Source organism: Lysobacter sp. N42 (assembly GCF_004344885.1).
In genome coordinates this window covers 19,816-38,709 of sequence record NZ_SKFB01000021.1, presented here as the reverse complement: position 1 = coordinate 38,709, position 18,894 = coordinate 19,816, and the positions used below count along the sequence as shown (strand labels likewise).

Here is an 18,894-nt window from a genome sequence, read left to right as displayed (position 1 = left end):
GTGCTCCTCAGCGTTCCTTGGTGGCTACGAAGCCCACCTTGCGCATGCCCTGACGCTGGGCGATGCCCACCACTTCCTCCACCAGCCGGTACTTGGCCGTGCGGTCGCCGCGGACGTTGATCTGCGCCTGCGGGGTCCGCTGCGCCTCGATCGCCAGCCGGCTCTCGAGCAGGTCCTTGGTGACGGGCTCATCGTTCCAGTAGATGTTGCCCGCCTCGGTGACCGCCAGGGTGATCGGCGGCACCGGGGGTGCGACGGACTCGCGGTTGTCGAGGTTCGCCTTGGGCAGTTCCACCTTCACCTTGTGGGACATGAGGGGCGCCGTGATCATGAAGATGATCAGCAGCACCAGCATCACGTCCACGAGGGGCGTGACGTTGATTTCGGCCATCGGGCCGCCGCTGTTACCTGAACTGAAGGCCATGTCCCGGACTCCGGTGATGCCTGGTGCGGATTACTGACGTGCCGGTGCTTCGCCGACGCGGGCGCCGGTCGCGAAGAAGTCGTGCAGGTCGTGGGCGAAGGTGTCGAACTTGGCGTTCGTGACGCGGTTCAGGCGCACGAAGTAGTTGTAGGCCAGCACCGCCGGGATCGCGACGAACAGGCCGAGCGCGGTCATGATCAGCGCCTCGCCCACCGGGCCGGCGACCGCGTCGATCGACGCCTGGCCGGTGGCGCCGATGCGGATCAGCGCGCCGTAGATGCCCCACACGGTGCCGAGCAGGCCGACGAAGGGCGCGGTCGAACCGGTGGTGGCGAGCACGGTGAGGCCGGCCTCGAGGCGCTGGCTCTCGCGGCCCACGGCCTGGCGCAGGGCGCGGTCGACGAACTCGGAGCGGTTCAGCGACTCGACCAGGCGCGAGCCTTCATGGCGCTGGTGGTGCGCGGCGGCCTGCGCGGCGTCGAGCGCGATCTTGGAGAACGGCTCGCTGCGCGGCTGCTCTTCCATGTAGCGGATCGCGTCCTGCGCGTTCGGGGTTTCCCAGAACGTGCTGATCACGCGGTCGCTGGTGGCGCGCAGGCGCATGTTCTTGATGAAGTTCATGACGATCCAGTAGATCGACATGCCCGACATCAGCAGCAGGGTCAGCAGCACGGCCCAGGAGACGGCGAACGCGCCCGGATTGGCGGTCATTTCCTGGAGCAGGTGGCCCACACCCATCTGGGTCAGGGCGGACGCGGCATTACCCCCGGCGGGAGCAGCGGCGGCAGAGAGGGTTTCCAGCAGCATGACGCTTACCTTTGTTGAGTAGTTGAAAGGTGGTGCAAAGGGGTATTGCGTGAAACCGACGATCAGTCCAGGCGCCAGTCGACGTTGACCACGGCCGTGCCCGGGTCACCGGGGCAGACCTTCCAGCGACGAACCGTGCTCACCGCCGCGCGATCGAGGTCGCGGTTGCCGGCGCTGCGGCGCACGCTGGCGTTGGTGATCGTACCGTCGGCGGTCCAGGACACCTGGACGACCGTCGTGCCCTCGGCCTGCTCGCGCAGGGCGGCGGGCGGATAGCTCAGCGGGGTGCGGCTGCAGACGCTGGCCACGCCACCGACGACGTTCGGCGGCGGTGCCGGGGCGGCGGCCGGCGGTGCCGGCGGGGCCGGCGGCGGAGCCGGGGTGTCGACGGGGCTCGGGTCGTCCACGACGACCGGCGGCTCTTCCGGCGGCGGCGGCTGCGGCGTCGGCTGCACGATGGTCTGCTTCGGCGGGTTGAGCACCAGCTTGGGCGGTTCCGGCGGCGGCGGCGGCGGCGGCGGGGGCGGCGGCGGCGGCTTGATCAGATTGACGATGGTGGTCTCTTCCTCTTCGCTCACCGCAGGCGGCGCGCTGATGGGCACGAGAAGAAGGAGGAGGCCGGCGAGGTGCACCGCGATCGCGGCCGTGATACCGGCGATACGTGCCCAGTTCAGACCTTCGGTCAACGAAGAGGTACGGGAGAGGTCTTGCGTCATGCGCCGTTGCTCGGGAGGGATTTCCGGACGCGCAGGGCGCCGCGGGCGATGGCAGTTCCCACGGCGTGAAAACCGTGGGAATTTCCTAGCATATACCAAACAGCAGCGGTCGTTCCAAGCAAACCATCCCTGTTTCGCGGACTACCGCGGCACGATTACTTGCCGGGTAGCGCGAGAATCCGCTTGGCGTCGTCGGGCTTCTTCAGGCCCTTGGCGATGGCCTGCTGGGCGGCCTGCTTGGCTTCGCCGATGCGGTTGGCCGCCCAGAGCGCACGGGCGAGATTGAGATAGGTCTCGCCATCGTCGTCCAGCGGCGCGGCCTTCTGATAGGCGTCGATCGCCTTGTCCATCTGCTCGGAGAAGTAATACGACTGGGCGAGCGCGAGGTAGGTATTGAAGTCGCCCTTGAGCACGCCCTTCTGCAGGCCTTCGTCGATCACGGCGGCGGCTTGGCGTTCCTTGCCCTCGATGTTGAGGTAGACCGAGTAGAGCTGGCGATAATCGCGGTCCTCGGTGAGCTGGCCCGCCGCGCGCAGGCGCTCGAGCACTTCGGCCGCCTTGGCGTAGTTGTTCGACTGCAGATACGTCGCCGACAGGTTGAGCTGCGCGCGCTTGTCGTTGGGCGTCTTGGCTGCGACGGCCTCGGCGAGCTTCACGGCTTCGGCAGCCTGGCCGCTTTCGGCGTAGGCGGCCATGAGCAGCTGCTGCCAGTCGGCGCGGGCCTCGGGGTTGCCGTCGATGGCCTGGCGCAGCACGGTGATGGCCTCCGGGTAGCGCTCGAGCCGGTACAGCGCGTTGCCCTTGAGCACGAGGTGCTCGGGCTTGGCGCTCCTGGTCTCGCTGAAGAAGCGGTCGAAGGTGGCGAGCGCCTCGGTGTACTTCTCGTTCTGCAGCTGAAGCTGGGCCAGCATCAGCATCGCGCCGTAGTGGCCGTTGTTGTCCAGGCCGTCGAAGGCCAGCGCCTGGTTGAGGTAGCCGATCGCCGCATTGGCATCGTCGGCCTCGTAGGCGACCTGTGCGGCGATCTGCGCGGCGAACGCGCGCTCGTAGGCATTGGCCTTGTCGTCGCCGATGATCTCGTCGGCGATCGCGCGCGCTTCGGGGCCCTTGGCTCCGTCGTAGGCCTTCATCATCTTCTGCAGCCGTGCAGCGCCCTTGGCACTGGCACGGGCCTCCGGAGCCTTGCGGGTGGCCTCCGGGTAATTCTCGACCTTCTTGGTCTGCTCGCGGTTCGAGCGTGCGCTGCGCTGCTCGCGCGCCTCCCGGGCGGCGGAGGCGCCGCGGCTGGAGCGCGCGCTGCTGCCCTCACCGGTTTCGTCGCTCTGTGCAAAGGCCGCCGGCACGGCGACGCTGGTGGAGACGAAGGCGACCAGGGCGGCCGCGAGCGCGCGGCGACGGAGCAGGGGGGCGTTCATTGGAAATCCTCGATCAACCGCGTCGCTGCGCGGGCAGTGCACGGCCGAAACGCCGCTGGGCCGGCCACGCTAGCAGAAAGGCCACCGCCGCGGGAACGGCGGTGGCGGCCTGACTTTCGGTCAATTGACAGACGGTTTAGCCGCAGTTCGGGCTGCGGCCGCTGGCGCGGGCCTGCTGGTAGGTCGGCACCAGGTTGCCGGCCCGGGCCCCCAGCTCGGCCAGGCGCGAGCGCGGATCGGGGTGGGTCGACAGGAATTCCGGGGCACGGCTGCCGCTGGCGGCGGCCATGTTCTCCCACAGGCTCACCGCCTGGCGCGGGTCGAAGCCGGCGCGTGCCATGAGCTGCTGGCCGACGACGTCGGCCTCGGTTTCCTGCGTGCGGTTGTTGGGCAGCAGGATGAGCCCCTGGGCCGCGGCACCGCCGACCTGGTTGACCGTGTTGGCCGCTCCGCTGCCGTAGCGCGAGCCGATCAGCGCGCCCAGGATGCCCAGGCCGGTCTGCGCGCCGAGCTGGCGGGTGATGCGCTCGTCATGGTGGCGCGAGATGACGTGGCCGATCTCGTGCGCGATCACGGCGGCGAGCTGGTCCTGGTTCTTGGCGACGCTGAAGATGCCGGTATGCACGCCCACCTTGCCGCCGGGCAGTGCGAAGGCGTTGGGCGAGGGATCGTTGAACAGCGCCACTTCCCAGCCGCCCTGGGCTTCGGCGGGCAGCTCGCGCACGACCGCGTTGACCACGCAGCGCACGTAGGCGGTCTGCTGGGCGTTGCTGCTCTGCGGCTTGGTGGCCTTGGCCTGGGCGAAGGCCTCGGCCCCCAGCTGGTTGAGCTGCTGCTGCGAAACGGCGCCGACGCGCTGCGTGCGTCCGGTGGGCGACGTGGTGGTCGCGCAGGCGGCGACGAGGGCGGTGGTGGCGAGGGCCAGCAGGAGCGGCTTCATGGCGCGTCCGGTCGTTGTGCGGGCCTCCGGTTGTAGGAGCGTTGCGATCAATGGGTCGTCAACAGCCGGCTCCGCGGGTGAATCGCGGCTGCACGAACAGGCGGGCGATCGGGATGCCTGGCGTGCACCGCAGGCACGGCATGCACGACACCCGGCAGGCGTCCGGGCCAGCGACGCAGGCGCCGGATGCACGCAGGCCACCGGGGCGATGCTCGCGCCCGATGGCCTGCGGACCTGCCACGACGCGGCTCAGACGTCGAGGTTGGCGACCTTCAGCGCGTTCTCCTCGATGAACTCGCGGCGCGGTTCGACCACGTCGCCCATCAGCGTGGAGAAGATCTGGTCCGCGGCGACCGCGTCCTCGATGCGCACCTGAAGCAGGCGGCGCGTCTCGGGATTGACCGTGGTTTCCCACAGCTGCTCGGGGTTCATCTCGCCCAGGCCCTTGAAACGCTGGATCTGGCGGCCCTTCTTGGCCTCGTCCATGAGCCAGGCATAGGCTTCGGCGAAGCGCGTGATCGGCTGCGCGCGGTTGCCGCGCAGGATCTGCGCCCCCTCGCGGACCAGGCCGTGCAGCAGCACGGAGGCTTCACGGATCGCGCGCAGCTCGCCGCCCTCGAAGGCGGCCATGGGCAGCACCTGGAGGGTCTCCTCGCCCATGTGCGCGCGACGCACCACCAGCGCGGCCGGGCGCGTGTCCTGGGCGGCGGCCCATTCCAGGCGGTAGGTGGGCCTGCCGAGCTGGCCGTCGTTGATGCGCGATTCCAGCGCACGCAGCGTCGGCTCGTCGAGGCCGTTCACCGCGGTGCCGGCGTCCAGCGGCGCGGCATCGAGCAGCGCCTCCAGCACCTGCGCATCGTAGCGGTGCGCATGGCGCTCGATCGCCTCGCGCGCGTTCGCATAGGCCAGCAGCAGCTTCTCCAGGCCTTCGCCGGTGATCGCCGGTTCGCCGTCGGCGGGAACCAGCGAGGCGCCGTCGACCGCGTTGCTGGCGAGGTAGGCATCCAGCGCGTGGTCGTCCTTGAGGTAGAGCTCGGTCTTGCCCTGCTTGATCTTGTACAGCGGCGGCAGGCCGATGTAGACGTGGCCGCGCTCGATCAGCTCGGGCATCTGGCGATAGAAGAACGTCAGCAGCAGAGTACGGATGTGCGAGCCGTCCACGTCCGCGTCGGTCATCAGGATGATGCGGTGGTAGCGCAGCTTGTCGGGGTTGTACTCGTCCTTGCCGATGCCGGTGCCGAGTGCGGTGATCAGCGTGCCGACCTCGGCCGAGCTGAGCATGCGGTCGAAGCGCGCGCGTTCGACGTTGAGGATCTTGCCCTTGAGCGGGAGGATCGCCTGCGTCTTGCGGTTGCGGCCCTGCTTGGCCGAACCGCCGGCCGAGTCGCCCTCGACGATGAACAGCTCCGACAGCGCGGGATCCTTCTCCTGGCAGTCGGCGAGCTTGCCGGGCAGCCCCGCGATGTCGAGCGCGCCCTTGCGGCGGGTCAGGTCGCGCGCCTTGCGGGCGGCCTCGCGGGCGCGGGCGGCCTCGACGATCTTGCCGGCGATGGCGCGGGCCTCATGCGGGTTTTCCTGGAGGAACTCCTCCAAACGTGCGCCGAACGTGCTCTCAACGACCGGGCGCACCTCGGAGCTGACCAGCTTTTCCTTGGTCTGCGAGGAGAACGAGGGATCGGGCACCTTGACGCTCAGCACCGCGATCAGGCCCTCGCGCATGTCGTCGCCGCTGAGCGCGACCTTGGCCTGCTTGGCGATGCCGGCCTGCTCGATGTAGTTGGTCAGCGTGCGCGTGAGCGCGGCGCGGAAACCCTGCAGGTGCGTGCCGCCGTCCTTCTGCGGGATGTTGTTGGTGAAGCAGAACATCGTCTCCTGGTAGGCGTCGGTCCACTGCAGGGCGACGTCCACGGTGATGCCGTTCTGCTCGCCCGTCACCGAGATGACGTTGGGGTGCAGCGGGTTCTTGAGCTGCGCCAAGTGCTCGACGAAGGAACGGATGCCGCCCTCGTACTCGAACACGTCGCGCTTGCCGTCGCCGCGTTCGTCGGCAAGGACGATGCGCACGCCGGAGTTGAGGAAGCTCAGTTCGCGCAGGCGGCGGGCGAGGATGTCGTAGTGGAACTCGACGTCGGTGAAGATCTCCGCCGCGGGCTTGAAGCGCAGCAGCGTGCCGCGCCGCTCCGACGGCTCCAGGCGCTCGAGCGGGTACTGCGGCTCGCCGAGGGCGTATTCCTGGCGCCAGTGGTAGCCGTCGCGCCAGACCTCCAGCCAGAGCTTCTCGGAGAGCGCGTTCACCACCGATACGCCCACGCCGTGCAGGCCGCCGGAGACCTTGTAGGAGTTGTCGTCGAACTTGCCGCCGGCATGCAGCACGGTGAGGATCACCTCGGCGGCCGACACGCCCTCCTCCTTGTGGATGTCCACCGGGATGCCGCGGCCGTTGTCGGAGACCGAGCAGGAGCCGTCGGCATGCAGGGTGACCAGCACCTCGGTGGCGTGGCCGGCGAGCGCCTCGTCGATGGAGTTGTCGACGACCTCGAAGACCATGTGGTGCAGGCCGGTGCCGTCGTGCACGTCGCCGATGTACATGCCCGGCCGCTTGCGCACGGCCTCCAGGCCGCGCAGCACGGTGATCTTGGACGAATCGTAGGAATCGGACGGCGCCGGGGTCGACGCGGCGTTCTGGGGCAACTCGGACATCGGGCAGGAGCCTCCGGCGACGCGGATTCCACGCGGGTGGACGGCGTCGCAATACATTAGCTATACGTGCGCGAAGTATAGCAGCGCGTCTCACGGAGCCGGCGGACGCCAGCTAAACAGGGTGCACGGCCCCGTGTTCCACGTGGAACATGCGGTGGGACAGGCCGAGTTCGGCCACGGCGGCCGGAACGTCGGTGCCGGAGACGAAGACCTGACTGTCGGTCCCGGCCAGCCGCTCGAGGGTGCGGCGCTGGTGGCCGCGATCGAGCTCGGAGGCCAGGTCGTCCAGGCAGAAGACCGGCGACTGTCCGGTCACGGCGCGGTGCAGCTCGGCCTGCGCCAGCAGGGCCGACAGCGCGGCGAGCTTGGCCTGGCCGCGCGAGAGGGCGTCCCGCCCGGGGATCGCGGCGAAGGCCAGGCGCCAGTCGGCACGGTGCGGGCCGACGCTGGTATGCCCGGCGAGCAGATCGCGCTCGCGCGCGAGCAGCAGGGCATCGGCCAGCGGCAGTTCGTCGCGTCGCCAGCCCGGGAGGTACTGCAGGCTCGCCACGCCCAGGGCGGGGCCGAGATCGGCCGCGACACCGGCGACGTGCGGCGCCAGCTGTTCCAGGTACGCGCGGCGCTGTTCGGTGAGGATCTCGCCGGTCTGGGCGAGTTCCTGGTCCCAAGCGTCGAGCTGGTCGTCCTGGATGCGCTGCTTGAGCAGGGCGTTACGCTGCTTGAGGGCGCGGGCATAGCGGCGCCAAGGCGCCATGAAACCTGGTTCCACGTGGAACAAGCCCCAGTCGACGAAGCGCCGGCGCGTCTCGCTGGCGCCGTGGATCAGGTCATGGCTGCCCGGTTCGAACGTCACCACCGCCAGTGCAGCGCACAGCTCGCCGAGCTGCGTCACCGATTCGCCGTCCAGGCGCCCGGCCCAGTCGCTGCCGCTGTGACGAAGGCCCGCACGACGCGGGCGTTCCCCGGAGGGCAGCGTCTCGGTCCACTGCACGAAGACCTCCAGCCCGGCGGCGCCGCTGCGGACCAAGCCGTCGCGGACACGCCCGCGGAAGCTGCGGCCATAGGCCATCAGGTGCAGGGCCTCGATGACCGAGGTCTTGCCCGCGCCATTGTCGCCGACCAGCAGGTTGAGGCCGGGGCCGGGCGCCAAGCTCACCTCGCCGAAGCGGCGGAAGTCGCGGATGTCGAGACGGGTGACCTGCACGGGAGTTCGCTGCGAACCGGAGGGCGCCATTGTCGCCCGGGAGCCGTAAACGACGACGCCCGGCAGGAGCCGGGCGTCGGGATGGTTCCACGTGGAACGTCGCTTCAGAGGCGTAGCGGCATGATCACGTGGCGCGAGCGCTCGTTGGCCGCCTCGCGAAGCAGCGCCGAGGAGTTGGCATCGCGCAGCTGCAGGACCACCACGTCGTCCTTGAGCGCATTGAGCGCGTCCAGCACATACCCCACGTTGAAGCCGACCGCGAGGTCGTCCACGCGGGTCTCGGCCTCGACCTCTTCCTGCGCCTCTTCCTGCTCGGGGTTGTGCGCCGAGATCTTCAGCTGGCCCGGGGACACTTCGATGCGCACGCCGCGGTACTTCTCGTTGGAGAGGATGGCGGCGCGCTGCAGCGCCGCGCGCAGCACGTCGCGGTCGATGCGCACTTCCTTGTCGGCGCCGATCGGCACCACGGCCTCGTAATCCGGGAAGCGGCCGTCGATGAGCTTGCTGGTGAAGGTCACGTCGTCCCGCTTGACGCGCAGGTGGCCGCGGCCCATCTCCAGTTCCAGCAGACGGTCACCGCCTTCCAGCAGGCGCTGCAGCTCGATCACGCCCTTGCGCGGCACGATCAGCTGGCGCTTGGTCAGCGCGCCGGTGCCCTCCAGGCCCGACTCGCAGAGCGCGAGGCGATGCCCGTCGGTGGCGACGCAGCGCAGCGAGCTCTCGCGCAGGTCGAACAGCAGGCCGTTGAGGTAGTAGCGCACGTCCTGCTGGGCCATGGCGAAGGCGGTGCGCTCGATCAGCTCCTTCAGCGCAGCCTCCGGCACCTGCACGCGCTCGGTGGCGTCGACGTCGTCCAGCGAAGGGAAATCGCCGGCCGGCAGCGTGGCCAGGGTGAAGCGCGAGCGGCCGGCCTGCACCGTGACCTTCTCGCCCGACTGGCTGACCGTCACGCGGCTGCCATCGGGCAGCGCACGCACGATCTCGAACAGCTTGCGCGCCGGGATGGTGGTTTCGCCGTCCTGTCCGTCCTCGACGGCGACACGGCTGACCATCTCGACCTCAAGGTCGGTGCCGGTCAGGGAGAGCAGGCCGCCCTGCACCTGGACGAACAGGTTGGCGAGCACTGGCAGGGTCTGGCGCCGCTCGACGACGTTCACGACCTGAGCGAGCGGCTTCAAAAAGACTTCGCGTTGAAGGGAAAAGCGCATCTGGACCCCGATCCCCGTACCGTTTCAAAGGAGTGGATTAAATCAAAAGCATGGAGGCGGTGGAGGGCGCCAAAATGCGGGAAAACCCTCTCAAGCCTTTGAATATAAAAGAATTTATCGACTGCCAGACCCTGTTGGAAACTCCCCCGGGCCTGGTGACCATCCTGTGGACAACCTGCCGTGCCCGATGCGGCCGCCAGATTGTCCACAGCTTGCCCCCGGGGCGCACAGCGCCCGTGCACAACCTTACTCGCTCAGCTTGCGGATGAGCTTGTCCCAGTCCTCCCGCAGCTTGCCGTCGGTCTCCATGAGCGTGCGGATCTGGCGGCAGGCGTGCAGGACGGTGGTGTGGTCGCGCCCGGCGAAGGCGTCGCCGATTTCGGGGAGCGAGTGCTCGGTCAGCTCCTTGGCCAGTGCCATGGCCACCTGCCGCGGCCGCGCCAGCGAGCGGGTGCGGCGCTTGGACAGCAGGTCCTTCATCTGCAGGCCGTAGTAGTCGGCCACGGTCTTCTGGATGTTGGGAATGCCGATGGCCTGCTGCTGGGCGCGCAACAGGTCGCGCAGGGTCTCCTGGGCGAATTCCACGGTGATCGCCCGGCCGGTGAAGTTGGCGCGCGCGGCCAGCGTGTTGAGCGCGCCTTCCAGGTCGCGCACGTTGCTGCGCATCTTCTTGGCCAGCAGGAAGGCCACGTCCTCGGGGATCTGCGCGCCGCGCTCGCGCGCCTTCGACAGCACGATCTGCGCGCGGGTCTCGAAGTCCGGCGGCTCGATCGCCACGCTCAGGCCCCAGGCCAGGCGCGATTTCAGCCGCGGCTCCAGGCCTTCGACCTCGCGCGGGTAGCGGTCGCAGGTCAGGATGATCTGCTGGCGGCCGTCGAAGAGCGCGTTGAAGGTGTGGAAGAACTCCTCCTGCGTGCGGTCCTTGCCGGCGAAGAACTGGATGTCGTCGATCAGCAGCGCGTCGACCTGCTGGAACTGCCGCTTGAAGGCGTCCATGGTCTTGTCCTGCAGCGACTTCATCATCGCGGAGAAGAACTGCTCGCTGCGCAGGTAGAGCACGCGGAAGCCGGGATTGTTGGTCCGCATGAGGTTGCCGGCCGCGAACATCAGGTGGGTCTTGCCCAGGCCCGTGCCGCCGTAGAGCAGCAGCGGGTTGTGCGCGCGGTCGCCCGGCTTGAGCGCGGCCTGCATGGCGGCAGCGCGTCCCAGCTGGTTGCTGCGGCCTTCGACGAAGTTCTCGAACGTGTAGTGGTTGTCGAGGTTGCCGCCGAAGGGCATGGGCGCCGGCGCGGCGGCCGGGCGCGGGACGCCGGCGGGCGCGGGCTCGCGGGCCGGCTCGGCGCGGGCGCGCGGCAGCGAGCCGACCTCGAGCACCACGTCCTCCGCGCCGGCGAAGTAGTCCAGCAGCTCGCGGATGCGCGGCAGGTAGCGCTCGCGCACCTGGTCGACCACGAAGGCGTTGGGGGCGTACAGCACGGTGCGCCCACCGACCTCGGCCGCCTGCAGCGGGCGAAGCCAGGTATGCACGTCCTCGCTCGGGAATTCGGCTTCAAGGCGCTCGAGGCAGCGCGGCCAGGCGTCCGGGGTCAGGCTCAAGGCGGGGTCCAGCGGAAAAGACGGGGGGAAAACGGCGAATACCGGCCCGTCGCGGCACGAGGATTTCGGGCAGCGCGGTGGGTTCGGGGGTGGCCCAGACTACCATTTATCCACAGGTCCGGCGCAGGGTCGTCCACAGGCCGGGCACCGGCCGTCGGGCGGTCGCCCTCACGCCGGCTTGACCCGGTTTCGCATGGACCGCTAGACTCGCCGGTTCACTACGCCCGTTACGTATCGAGTCGCCGCCATGGCCACCAAGCGCACCTACCAGCCCAGCAACCTCAAGCGCAAGCGCGACCACGGCTTCCGTGCCCGCATGGCGACTGCCGACGGCCGCAAGATCCTGGCCCGTCGCCGCGCCAAGGGCCGCAAGCGCCTCGCCGTCTGACGTCGCCGACCCGCGACGCTGCGCCCGCGCCGCCCGGCGCGGGCCCGTCCGCCGGCCGCGCCGCGGACGCCCGTGACATTTCCGCCATGACGTCCCACCGCTTCCCGCGCAGCGCGCGGGTCCGTGCGCGGTGCGACTTCGATCGCGTGTTCAAGGCCGGCCGCCGCGCCGGCCTGCCGATCCTCGCCCTGCACTGGCACCGCGCCGACGACGCCGGCGGGCCCCGCCTGGGCCTGGCCGTGTCGCGCAAGGTCGACCCGCACGCGGTCGGCCGCAACCGCATCAAGCGCACGCTGCGCGAGGCCTTCCGGCACCTGCGCGGCGAACTCGCGCCCGGCGACTACGTGATCGTGGCACGCCCCGGCGCCGCGGCGGCCGATCGCGCCGCCCTCGTCGCGGCCTTCCACGACCTGCTGCGCCGCGCCCGCGCATTGCCGGGGGCCGCCCCCGCCGGCACACTAGCGCCCGCTTCCCCGCCCCCACCCGCCGACGCGTCTGACACGCCGCCGGCCGAGCCTGCCTGCCCATGAACCAGACCCGCGTCTTCCTCGTCTTCGCCTGGCTGATGGTGGCGACCCTGCTGTGGATGGAATGGGGCAAGGAGCGCGCCGCGCCGCCGGCTCCTCCCGCCGCCAGCCGGGCCGTGCCCGCCGTGGACGCGGGCGCGGTGCCTTCGACCCCGGTCGCCGGGGCCGTCCCGGGCGCGCCGCAGTCCGCCGCCCGCCCGGCCCCCGCCGCCGCCGGCGTGGTCACGGTGCAGACCGACGTGCTGCGGGTGGTGCTCGACGGCGGCGAAGTGCGCCAGGCCGACCTGCTCGCCTATCCGGGTGCGGAGGCCGCCGGCCCGGTGCGCCTGCTCGATGCGGACGCGAGCCGCTACTTCGTCGCGCAGAGCGGCTGGATCAGCAGCACGAACCCCGCGCCGACCCACCAGGCCGGCTTCGTCCCGGCGGGCGCCTCGCGCAGCGTCGCGCTGGCCGACGGTGCCGAACGCGTCGACGTGCCTTTCGTCTGGACCGGCGCCAACGGCGTGACCATCCGCCGCACCTACTCCTTCGCGCGCGGCCAGTACACCGTGCAGGTGCGCGACGAGGTCATCAATGCCGGCAGCGCGCCCTGGCAGGGCTTCGTCTACCGCCAGCTCGGCCGCGTGCCGCGCGCGCCGGCCAACTCGGGCCCGATGAGCGCCGAGTCCTACAGCTTCCAGGGCGCGGCCTGGTTCACGGGCAGCGACTACGAGCGTCGCGACTACGAGGACTACGCCGACGAGCCTCCGCTGTCGCAGCCGGTCACCGGCGGCTGGATCGCGATGCTGCAGCACCATTTCTTCGCCGCCTGGATCCCCGAGGCGCGCGATGCCACCACCGTGCAGACGGCGCTGGCGCCCATCCCGGGCGGGCAGGCGTCGATCATCCGCGAGGTCGGCCCCGCGGTGGCGGTGGCGCCGGGCCAGCGCGCCGAGACGCGCGCGCGCCTGTGGATCGGCCCCAAGCTCGTCGCGCAGATCCAGGCGCAGAAGGTGCCGGGCCTGGAGCGCGCCATCGACTACAGCGGCATTTCCGTCTTCGCGACGCTGGCCGGCTGGCTGTATGCGGTGCTGAGCTGGCTGCACGGCCTGACCGGCAACTGGGGCTGGGCCATCGTCGGCCTGGTCGTGCTGATCAAGCTGGCGCTGATCCCGCTGGCCAACGCGCAGTATCGCTCGATGGCCAAGATGCGCCGGCTGCAGCCCAAGCTGGCGCAGCTCAAGGAGCGCCACGGCGAGGACCGCCAGGCCTTCGGCATGGCGCAGATGGAGCTGTTCCGCAAGGAGAAGGTGAACCCGCTCGGCGGCTGCCTGCCCATCCTCGTGCAGATGCCGATTTTCCTCGCGCTGTACTGGATGCTGAGCGAGTCGGTGGAGCTGCGCCATGCGCCGTGGATCGGCTGGATCACCGACCTGACCGCGCGCGACCCCTACTTCGTGCTGCCGGCGGTGAACCTGGCGGTGATGTACCTGACGCAGAAGCTCACGCCCATGGCCGGCGTGGACCCGATGCAGCAGAAGATGATGCAGTTCATGCCGCTGGTGTTCGGCGTGATGTTCGCCTTCTTCCCGGCCGGCCTGGTGCTGTACTGGGTGACCAACGGCCTGCTCTCGCTGGCCCAGCAGGCCTACTTCCTGCGCAAGTACGGCGATCCCAAGGCCAAGGCGGCCTGAGGACGACGAGCCCGCCGCCCGGCGGGCTTTTCGTTGGAGGACACTGCAGCCATGCATGCCCGCGACACCATCGCCGCCATCGCCACCGCCGCCGGGCACGGCGGCGTGGGCATCGTGCGGCTGTCGGGGCCGCGGGCGCGGGCCATCGGCGAGCGCATCGCCGGCCGCGCGCTGCGCCCGCGCCATGCCCATCACGCGCGTTTCGTCGACGCCGCGGGCGACGTGCTGGACGACGGCATCGCGATCTGGTTCGCCGCCCCGGCCAGCTACACCGGCGAGGACGTGGTCGAGCTGCAGGCGCACGGCAGCCCGGCCGTGCTCGCGCAGCTGCTCGACGCCGCCTGCGCCCACGGCGCGCGCCTGGCGCGGCCCGGCGAGTTCAGCGAGCGCGCCTTCCTCGAAGGTCGGATCGACCTCGCGCAGGCCGAGGCCGTGGCCGACCTAATCGCCGCCGGTGACGCACGTGCCGCACGCGCCGCGCGCCGCGCGCTGGACGGCGAGTTCTCGCGCCGGGTCGAGGCCATCGCCGCCGACCTGCTGCACGTGCGCGTGCACTGCGAGGCGGCGATCGACTTCGCCGACGAGCCGCTCGACACCCTCGGCGGCGCGCAGATCCGCGCGCGGCTGGACGCGATCGCCGACGCCCTCGACGCGCTGCTCGCGCAGGCCGAGCAGGGCCGCCGCCTGCGCGACGGGCTGCACGCGGTGATCGTGGGCGCGCCCAACGCCGGCAAGAGCTCGCTGCTCAACGCGCTGGCCGGCGTCGACCGTGCGATCGTGACCGACGTCGCCGGCACCACCCGCGACGTGCTGCAGGAGGTGGTGCGGGTGGACGGCGTCGAGCTCACGCTGGTCGATACCGCCGGCCTGCGCGAGAGCGGCGATGCCATCGAACGCGAAGGCATACGCCGTGCGCGCATGGAACTGCAGCGTGCCGACCTCGCGCTGGCGGTGGTCGATGCCCGCGAACTCGACGGCGCCCGCCAGGCCCTGGCGGCCGACGTGGCCGGCGTGCCGCAGGTGCTGTGGATCGCCAGCAAGCTCGATCTCGCGCCGGACGCCCGCCTGGACGGCGACTGGGTCGGCCTTTCGGCGCGCACAGGCGCCGGGCTGGATGCGCTGCGTGCCAGGATCCGCGCACTCGCCGGCAGCGACGCGTCCACCGACGGCGCGTTCACCGCGCGTGCCCGCCACGTGCAGGCACTGGCACAGGCCCGCGGCGCGCTGGCCGAGGCGCGCGGACAGCTCGCGCATGAGCATCTCGACCTCGCGGCCGAATCCCTGCGGCAGGCGCACGACGCCCTCGGGGAGATCACCGGCCGCGTGCGCGCCGACGACCTGCTCGGCCACGTGTTCGCCAGCTTCTGCATCGGGAAGTAGCGTCGCGGCCGGCGTGCCGTGCCGCCCGCGGGCCGCACCGACGCCCGCCGCCCGTGCCAGCGGCCATGGCGACGGCGGGGCTGCCCCCGCGCGTCCATTTCCGCCCCTCGGCGACCGCCGCGTCCGGCCTGCGTCAGGCGCGGCGTGCGCCTGTCCGCACTCTGCGGGGAGACCACGCGCTCCCGCTTGACAAACCCGCGGGCGCAAGGCGATCTAGGCGCGTGCGCGCCCGACGCGTACTCCTGGGGGAGTGCTTTTCAATGAACCATGCATCCAACGCAGGCGCCCTGCGCGCCACGCGCCTGGGTCTCGTCCTCGTGCTCGGCCTGGGCCTGGTGGCCTGCGGCGGCGGCGACGAGCCGGCTACCACCACCGCCACGGAGGCCGGAGCCGCCAAGCCCGCGGCCACGCCGGCGACGGTAATCTCGGGGAAAGTCACGTCGATGACACCCGAGCAGCTGCGCGAGGCCGCGTCCAAGGCCTACAACGAGAACCGCCTCTATGCTCCGGCCGGCGACAACGCGATGGAGTACTACCTCGCACTGCGCGACAAGGCGCCCGGCGACGCCGCGGTATCGAGCGCGCTGGTCGATCTGCTGCCGATGACGGTCATCGCCACCGAGCAGAGCGTGGCCCGCGACGACTTCGCCGAAGCCCAGCGCCTGTCGGCGCTGATCGAAAAGGCCGACGCGCAGCACCCGGCACTCTCGCGCCTGAAGGGTGCGATCGTGGCGCAGCAGCAGGCCGCGTCGCAGCGCGCGGTGCAGGAACAGTTGAGTGCCGAGGAGGAGGCCAAGCGCCAGGCCGAGCTCGAGAAGCAGCGCCTGGCCGACCAGCAGAAGCAGCAGCAGGAGGCGGCGCGCCTGCTGGCAGAGCGCCAGGCAGCCGAGCGTCAGGCAGCCGAGCGCCAGGCAGCCGAGCGCCAGGCAGCCGAGCGGCAGGCCGCGGAGCGCCAGGCGGCCGAACGCCAGGCTGCGGAGCGCCAGACCGCGCAGACCGCTGCCGCCCCGGCCCGCCCGGCCGCGGCCAACACCGAGCTGCGCGCACTGTCCACGCCGGCCCCGGCGTTCCCCGCCGAGGCGCTGCGCGCCGCGCAGTCCGGCGAGGTGCAGGTCGAGTTCACCGTGGCGCCCGACGGCTCGGTCACCGCCGCGCGCGTGGTCCGCTCCAACCCGGCCCGCGTTTTCGACCGCGCCGCGGTCAACGCGGTCAAGCGCTGGCGCTTTGCGCCCGTGGACGCCCCGGTGACCACGCGCCGGACGATCACGTTCAACTCCGGCACCTGACGGCGGCGCATGCGTGATGCGGAAAAGCCCGGCTCCGGCCGGGCTTTTTCTTAGGGCGTCAGCCCGGCGCGCCCGGCACGCGGAAGATCGAGGCCACGCCCGTCTTGATCTTCGCGTGCAGCGTCATGCCCGCGCCCATGCCCGAGTCCTTCCACTGTTCGTACTGCTCGTCGAGCTCGGCCAGCTCCTCGGCCGAGAACAGCTGGCGCGTCGCGGCGAACATCTCGTTCTCCTCCTCCGTGGCGTGGTGGTCGATCTGCTCGCCCATCACCTTGGCGCTGCCGGCGAACTGGCGGCTGGTCGGGTCGCAGGCCTTGAGGTCGGGCAGCACGCTCTGCTCGACCGCCCGGTGCTCCTGCATCGCCGCGGTGTAGAGCAGCTGCTGCTCGTGGCTGGCGCGCTCGGCGAACGCCGGATAGAAGACGGTCTCCTCCCACTTGGCATGCGGCACCAGCGCGGCCTCGATCTTCTCGAGAAGGGCAAGGCGCGTCTTCTCCGCGCGGTCGGTGGTGGCGTTGATCTGTTCGAACAGCGAGCGCAGCTCGTCGTGTTCGGCCTTGAGCGTGGCGAGGATGTTGCGCATGGCGGGATTCCCGGTGGCCTGCCGCCATGCTTGGCCCGCGCCATTCGCCGCCATGTGAAAAGGCCGGGCGCGCCGGCCTTTCCGTTCATCGCGACGCCAGCGGCGTATCCGCCGCGTCAACCCGCGATGGCGAGCCGCTCCTGGTGATAGCGACGCACCGCGGCGAACCACAGCAGCGCCGCCAGACCGAAGCTCGCCGCGAGGTAGATGCCCCAGGTCTGCGCACCGATCCATTCGCCGCGCACGATCTTCATCAGCAGCTGGTTCTGCGACAGGAACGGCACGGTGAACTGCCAAGGCTGCGACTTAATCGGGTTCACCATCAGCATGATGGTGGGGATCATCGGCAGCAGCATCAGCCAGTTCATGTGGCTCTGCGCTTCCTTCACGCTTTTGGCCGACGCTGCGAGGTAGGTGAGCAGCGAGGTGCCGATCAGCAGCATCGGCAGCAGCACGAACAGCATCTTCGCGATCGCCAGCGTGCTGACGTCGAGCATGCGCGCGCTCTCGGCCAGTTGCGCGCTGAGCTTGAATGCCAGCAGTGTAAGCAGCAGAGTGAGCAGGCCCAGCGCGCACGCGGCGGCGATCTTGCCGGATACGATCGCGCCGCGCGCGGCAGGCGTGGCAAGTAAAGGCTCGAGCGACTGGCGTTCGCGCTCGCCTGCGGTGGCGTCTAGGATGAGATAGGCACCCCCCAGAAACGAGGTCAGGATCAAGAAGTAGGGCAGCAGCGCAGCCAGCAGCTGTCCGCGCTTGGCGTCCTCGCTGGCCACGTCGCGATCGCCCACCGCCAGCGCACGCGTCACCGAGGGATCGATGCCGCGCGCGAGCAGGCGCAGCGCGCCCATCTGCTGTCCGTAACCGTCGAGTGCGCTGCGCACGCGCGCGATCGGGATCTCGGCGTTGCGGCGGGTGCTGTCGGCCACGATCTCCACCACCGCGGGCCGGCCGGCGCGCCAGTCCTCGGCGAAGCCTGCGCCGATGCGCAGGCCCACGTCCTCGTGCTGCGCGGCGACCGCGGCGTCGAGGTCGGCCGGCGCCTTCTTCGCGGTGATGCCCTGTGTTGCGAGGAACGCCACGAGGTTGGGCGCGCGCTCGATGCCTTCGACCGGAATCTCCAGCACGCGGTCGAGCTCGGTGCGCGCGCGCTTCTCGGCCATCGAGCCGACACCGACCATCAGCAGAGGGAAGAGCAGCGGACCCAGCAGCAGCGCGAGCGCGAGTGTGCGGCGGTCGCGGCCGATGTCGCGCAGTTCCTTCTTCATCACCGACCAGACGGTGGCGAGGATCCCGGTCTTCATGCGTGCAGTCCTTCTTCCGAGCCGATCGCCTTGACGAAGGCGTCCTCGAGGTTGGGTTCGTCGAACCGCGCGCGCAGCTCGTCCGCGGTACCGGCGGCGACGACCTGGCCCTTGGCGATGATGACGATGCGGTCACACAGCGCGGCCACCTCCTGCATGATGTGGCTGGAGAAGATCACGCAGCGGCCCTCGGCCTTGAGCTGCTGCAGGAAGCCGCGCATGGCGCGCGTGGTCATCACGTCCAGGCCGTTGGTGGGCTCGTCGAGGATCACGTTCTTCGGGTCGTGCACCAGCGCGCGCGCGATCGCGGTCTTGGTGCGCTGGCCCTGGCTGAAGCCTTCGGTCTGGCGGTCGAGGATGTCCTCCATCTGCAGCGCCGAAGCGAGCACCTTCGTGCGCGCCTCGATCCGCGAGGCCGACATGCCGTGCAGTTCGCCGAAGTAGGCGATGTTCTCGCGCGCGGTCAGGCGCTTGTACACGCCGCGCGCGTCGGGCAGCACGCCCAGCGCGCGGCGCACGGCCTCGGGCGCCTTCGCCGCGTCGACGCCGTCGACCAGCACCTGCCCGCGGTCGGGCCGCATCAGCGTGTAGAGCATGCGCAGCGTGGTGGTCTTGCCCGCGCCGTTGGGGCCGAGCAGGCCGGTGATCTGGCCGTCGAAGGCTTCGAAGTCGACGCCGCCGACCGCCTGCACGGTGCCGGTCTTGGTCTTGAACGCCTTGTGCAGTTCGCGTGCGGTGATCACGGC

17 protein-coding genes are annotated in these 18,894 nt (G+C 70.5%); 5 read left to right on the top strand and 12 right to left on the bottom strand.

All coding sequences use genetic code 11. The features are described 5' to 3' along the window. Window positions 1-7 precede the first annotated feature (7 nt). The 9 genes from EYQ95_RS18980 to dnaA form a co-directional block, all read right to left on the bottom strand. Entirely contained in the window at window positions 8-424 is a 417-nt protein-coding gene (locus tag EYQ95_RS18980; RefSeq protein WP_132329263.1) for a biopolymer transporter ExbD, read from the bottom strand. Window positions 425-454: 30 nt separating this feature from the next. Beyond that, window positions 455-1,231 carry a MotA/TolQ/ExbB proton channel family protein gene (locus EYQ95_RS18975; RefSeq protein ID WP_132329260.1) on the bottom strand — a complete coding sequence of 259 codons (777 nt, stop codon included), beginning with the start codon at window positions 1,229-1,231 and terminating at the stop codon, window positions 455-457. 62 nt (window positions 1,232-1,293) lie between these two features. Then, window positions 1,294-1,947 (bottom strand): energy transducer TonB, encoded by a 654-nt coding sequence (locus EYQ95_RS18970; protein ID WP_132329258.1) that lies wholly within the window; start codon window positions 1,945-1,947, stop codon window positions 1,294-1,296. A 155-nt stretch (window positions 1,948-2,102) separates the two neighbouring features. Further along, the gene (locus EYQ95_RS18965; protein WP_132329255.1) at window positions 2,103-3,362 is read right to left on the bottom strand and encodes a tetratricopeptide repeat protein; all 1,260 of its coding nucleotides are present in this window, start codon (window positions 3,360-3,362) and stop codon (window positions 2,103-2,105) included. Window positions 3,363-3,498: 136 nt separating this feature from the next. Continuing rightward, window positions 3,499-4,302 (bottom strand): M48 family metallopeptidase, encoded by an 804-nt coding sequence (locus tag EYQ95_RS18960; RefSeq protein WP_132329252.1) that lies wholly within the window; start codon window positions 4,300-4,302, stop codon window positions 3,499-3,501. Between the two features lie 249 nt (window positions 4,303-4,551). Continuing rightward, entirely contained in the window at window positions 4,552-7,002 is a 2,451-nt protein-coding gene (gyrB, locus tag EYQ95_RS18955) for a DNA topoisomerase (ATP-hydrolyzing) subunit B (protein WP_132329249.1), read from the bottom strand. 112 nt (window positions 7,003-7,114) lie between these two features. Further along, complete coding sequence (gene recF / locus EYQ95_RS18950; protein WP_256432844.1) at window positions 7,115-8,206, bottom strand: DNA replication/repair protein RecF; 1,092 nt, start codon at window positions 8,204-8,206, stop codon at window positions 7,115-7,117. 104 nt (window positions 8,207-8,310) lie between these two features. After that, window positions 8,311-9,414, bottom strand: a complete 1,104-nt coding sequence (gene dnaN, locus EYQ95_RS18945; protein ID WP_132329243.1) for a DNA polymerase III subunit beta — start codon at window positions 9,412-9,414, stop codon at window positions 8,311-8,313. Between the two features lie 246 nt (window positions 9,415-9,660). Next, the gene (gene dnaA / locus EYQ95_RS18940; protein WP_370451300.1) at window positions 9,661-11,004 is read right to left on the bottom strand and encodes a chromosomal replication initiator protein DnaA; all 1,344 of its coding nucleotides are present in this window, start codon (window positions 11,002-11,004) and stop codon (window positions 9,661-9,663) included. 253 nt (window positions 11,005-11,257) lie between these two features. Between dnaA and rpmH the strand changes: the two genes are divergently transcribed. The 5 genes from rpmH (at window position 11,258) to EYQ95_RS18915 (ending at window position 16,264) form a co-directional block, all read left to right on the top strand. Beyond that, window positions 11,258-11,398, top strand: coding sequence for a 50S ribosomal protein L34 (rpmH, locus tag EYQ95_RS18935; RefSeq protein WP_132329237.1), 141 nt, complete (start codon window positions 11,258-11,260; stop codon window positions 11,396-11,398). Between the two features lie 86 nt (window positions 11,399-11,484). After that, complete coding sequence (rnpA, locus tag EYQ95_RS18930) at window positions 11,485-11,928, top strand: ribonuclease P protein component (RefSeq protein WP_132329234.1); 444 nt, start codon at window positions 11,485-11,487, stop codon at window positions 11,926-11,928. Then, window positions 11,925-13,598, top strand: a complete 1,674-nt coding sequence (gene yidC / locus EYQ95_RS18925; protein ID WP_132329231.1) for a membrane protein insertase YidC — start codon at window positions 11,925-11,927, stop codon at window positions 13,596-13,598. The genes rnpA and yidC overlap by 4 nt, the downstream gene beginning before the upstream one ends. Window positions 13,599-13,649: 51 nt before the next feature. Continuing rightward, a complete protein-coding gene (mnmE, locus tag EYQ95_RS18920; protein WP_132329229.1) occupies window positions 13,650-14,978 on the top strand; it encodes a tRNA uridine-5-carboxymethylaminomethyl(34) synthesis GTPase MnmE in 1,329 nt (442 codons plus the stop codon). Window positions 14,979-15,238: 260 nt separating this feature from the next. After that, complete coding sequence (locus tag EYQ95_RS18915; RefSeq protein WP_132329226.1) at window positions 15,239-16,264, top strand: energy transducer TonB; 1,026 nt, start codon at window positions 15,239-15,241, stop codon at window positions 16,262-16,264. A 58-nt stretch (window positions 16,265-16,322) separates the two neighbouring features. On the opposite strand, the gene EYQ95_RS18910 is transcribed toward EYQ95_RS18915, so the two are convergent. The 3 genes from EYQ95_RS18910 to EYQ95_RS18900 all read right to left on the bottom strand — a co-directional run bounded on the left by EYQ95_RS18910 (window position 16,323) and on the right by EYQ95_RS18900 (window position 18,891). Continuing rightward, a complete protein-coding gene (locus EYQ95_RS18910; protein ID WP_132329223.1) occupies window positions 16,323-16,847 on the bottom strand; it encodes a hemerythrin domain-containing protein in 525 nt (174 codons plus the stop codon). Between the two features lie 116 nt (window positions 16,848-16,963). Next, window positions 16,964-18,148, bottom strand: coding sequence for an ABC transporter permease (locus EYQ95_RS18905; protein WP_132329220.1), 1,185 nt, complete (start codon window positions 18,146-18,148; stop codon window positions 16,964-16,966). After that, the gene (locus EYQ95_RS18900; protein WP_132329217.1) at window positions 18,145-18,891 is read right to left on the bottom strand and encodes an ATP-binding cassette domain-containing protein; all 747 of its coding nucleotides are present in this window, start codon (window positions 18,889-18,891) and stop codon (window positions 18,145-18,147) included. Before EYQ95_RS18900 ends, EYQ95_RS18905 begins: the two co-directional genes overlap by 4 nt. Between the last annotated feature and the right edge of the window lie 3 nt (window positions 18,892-18,894).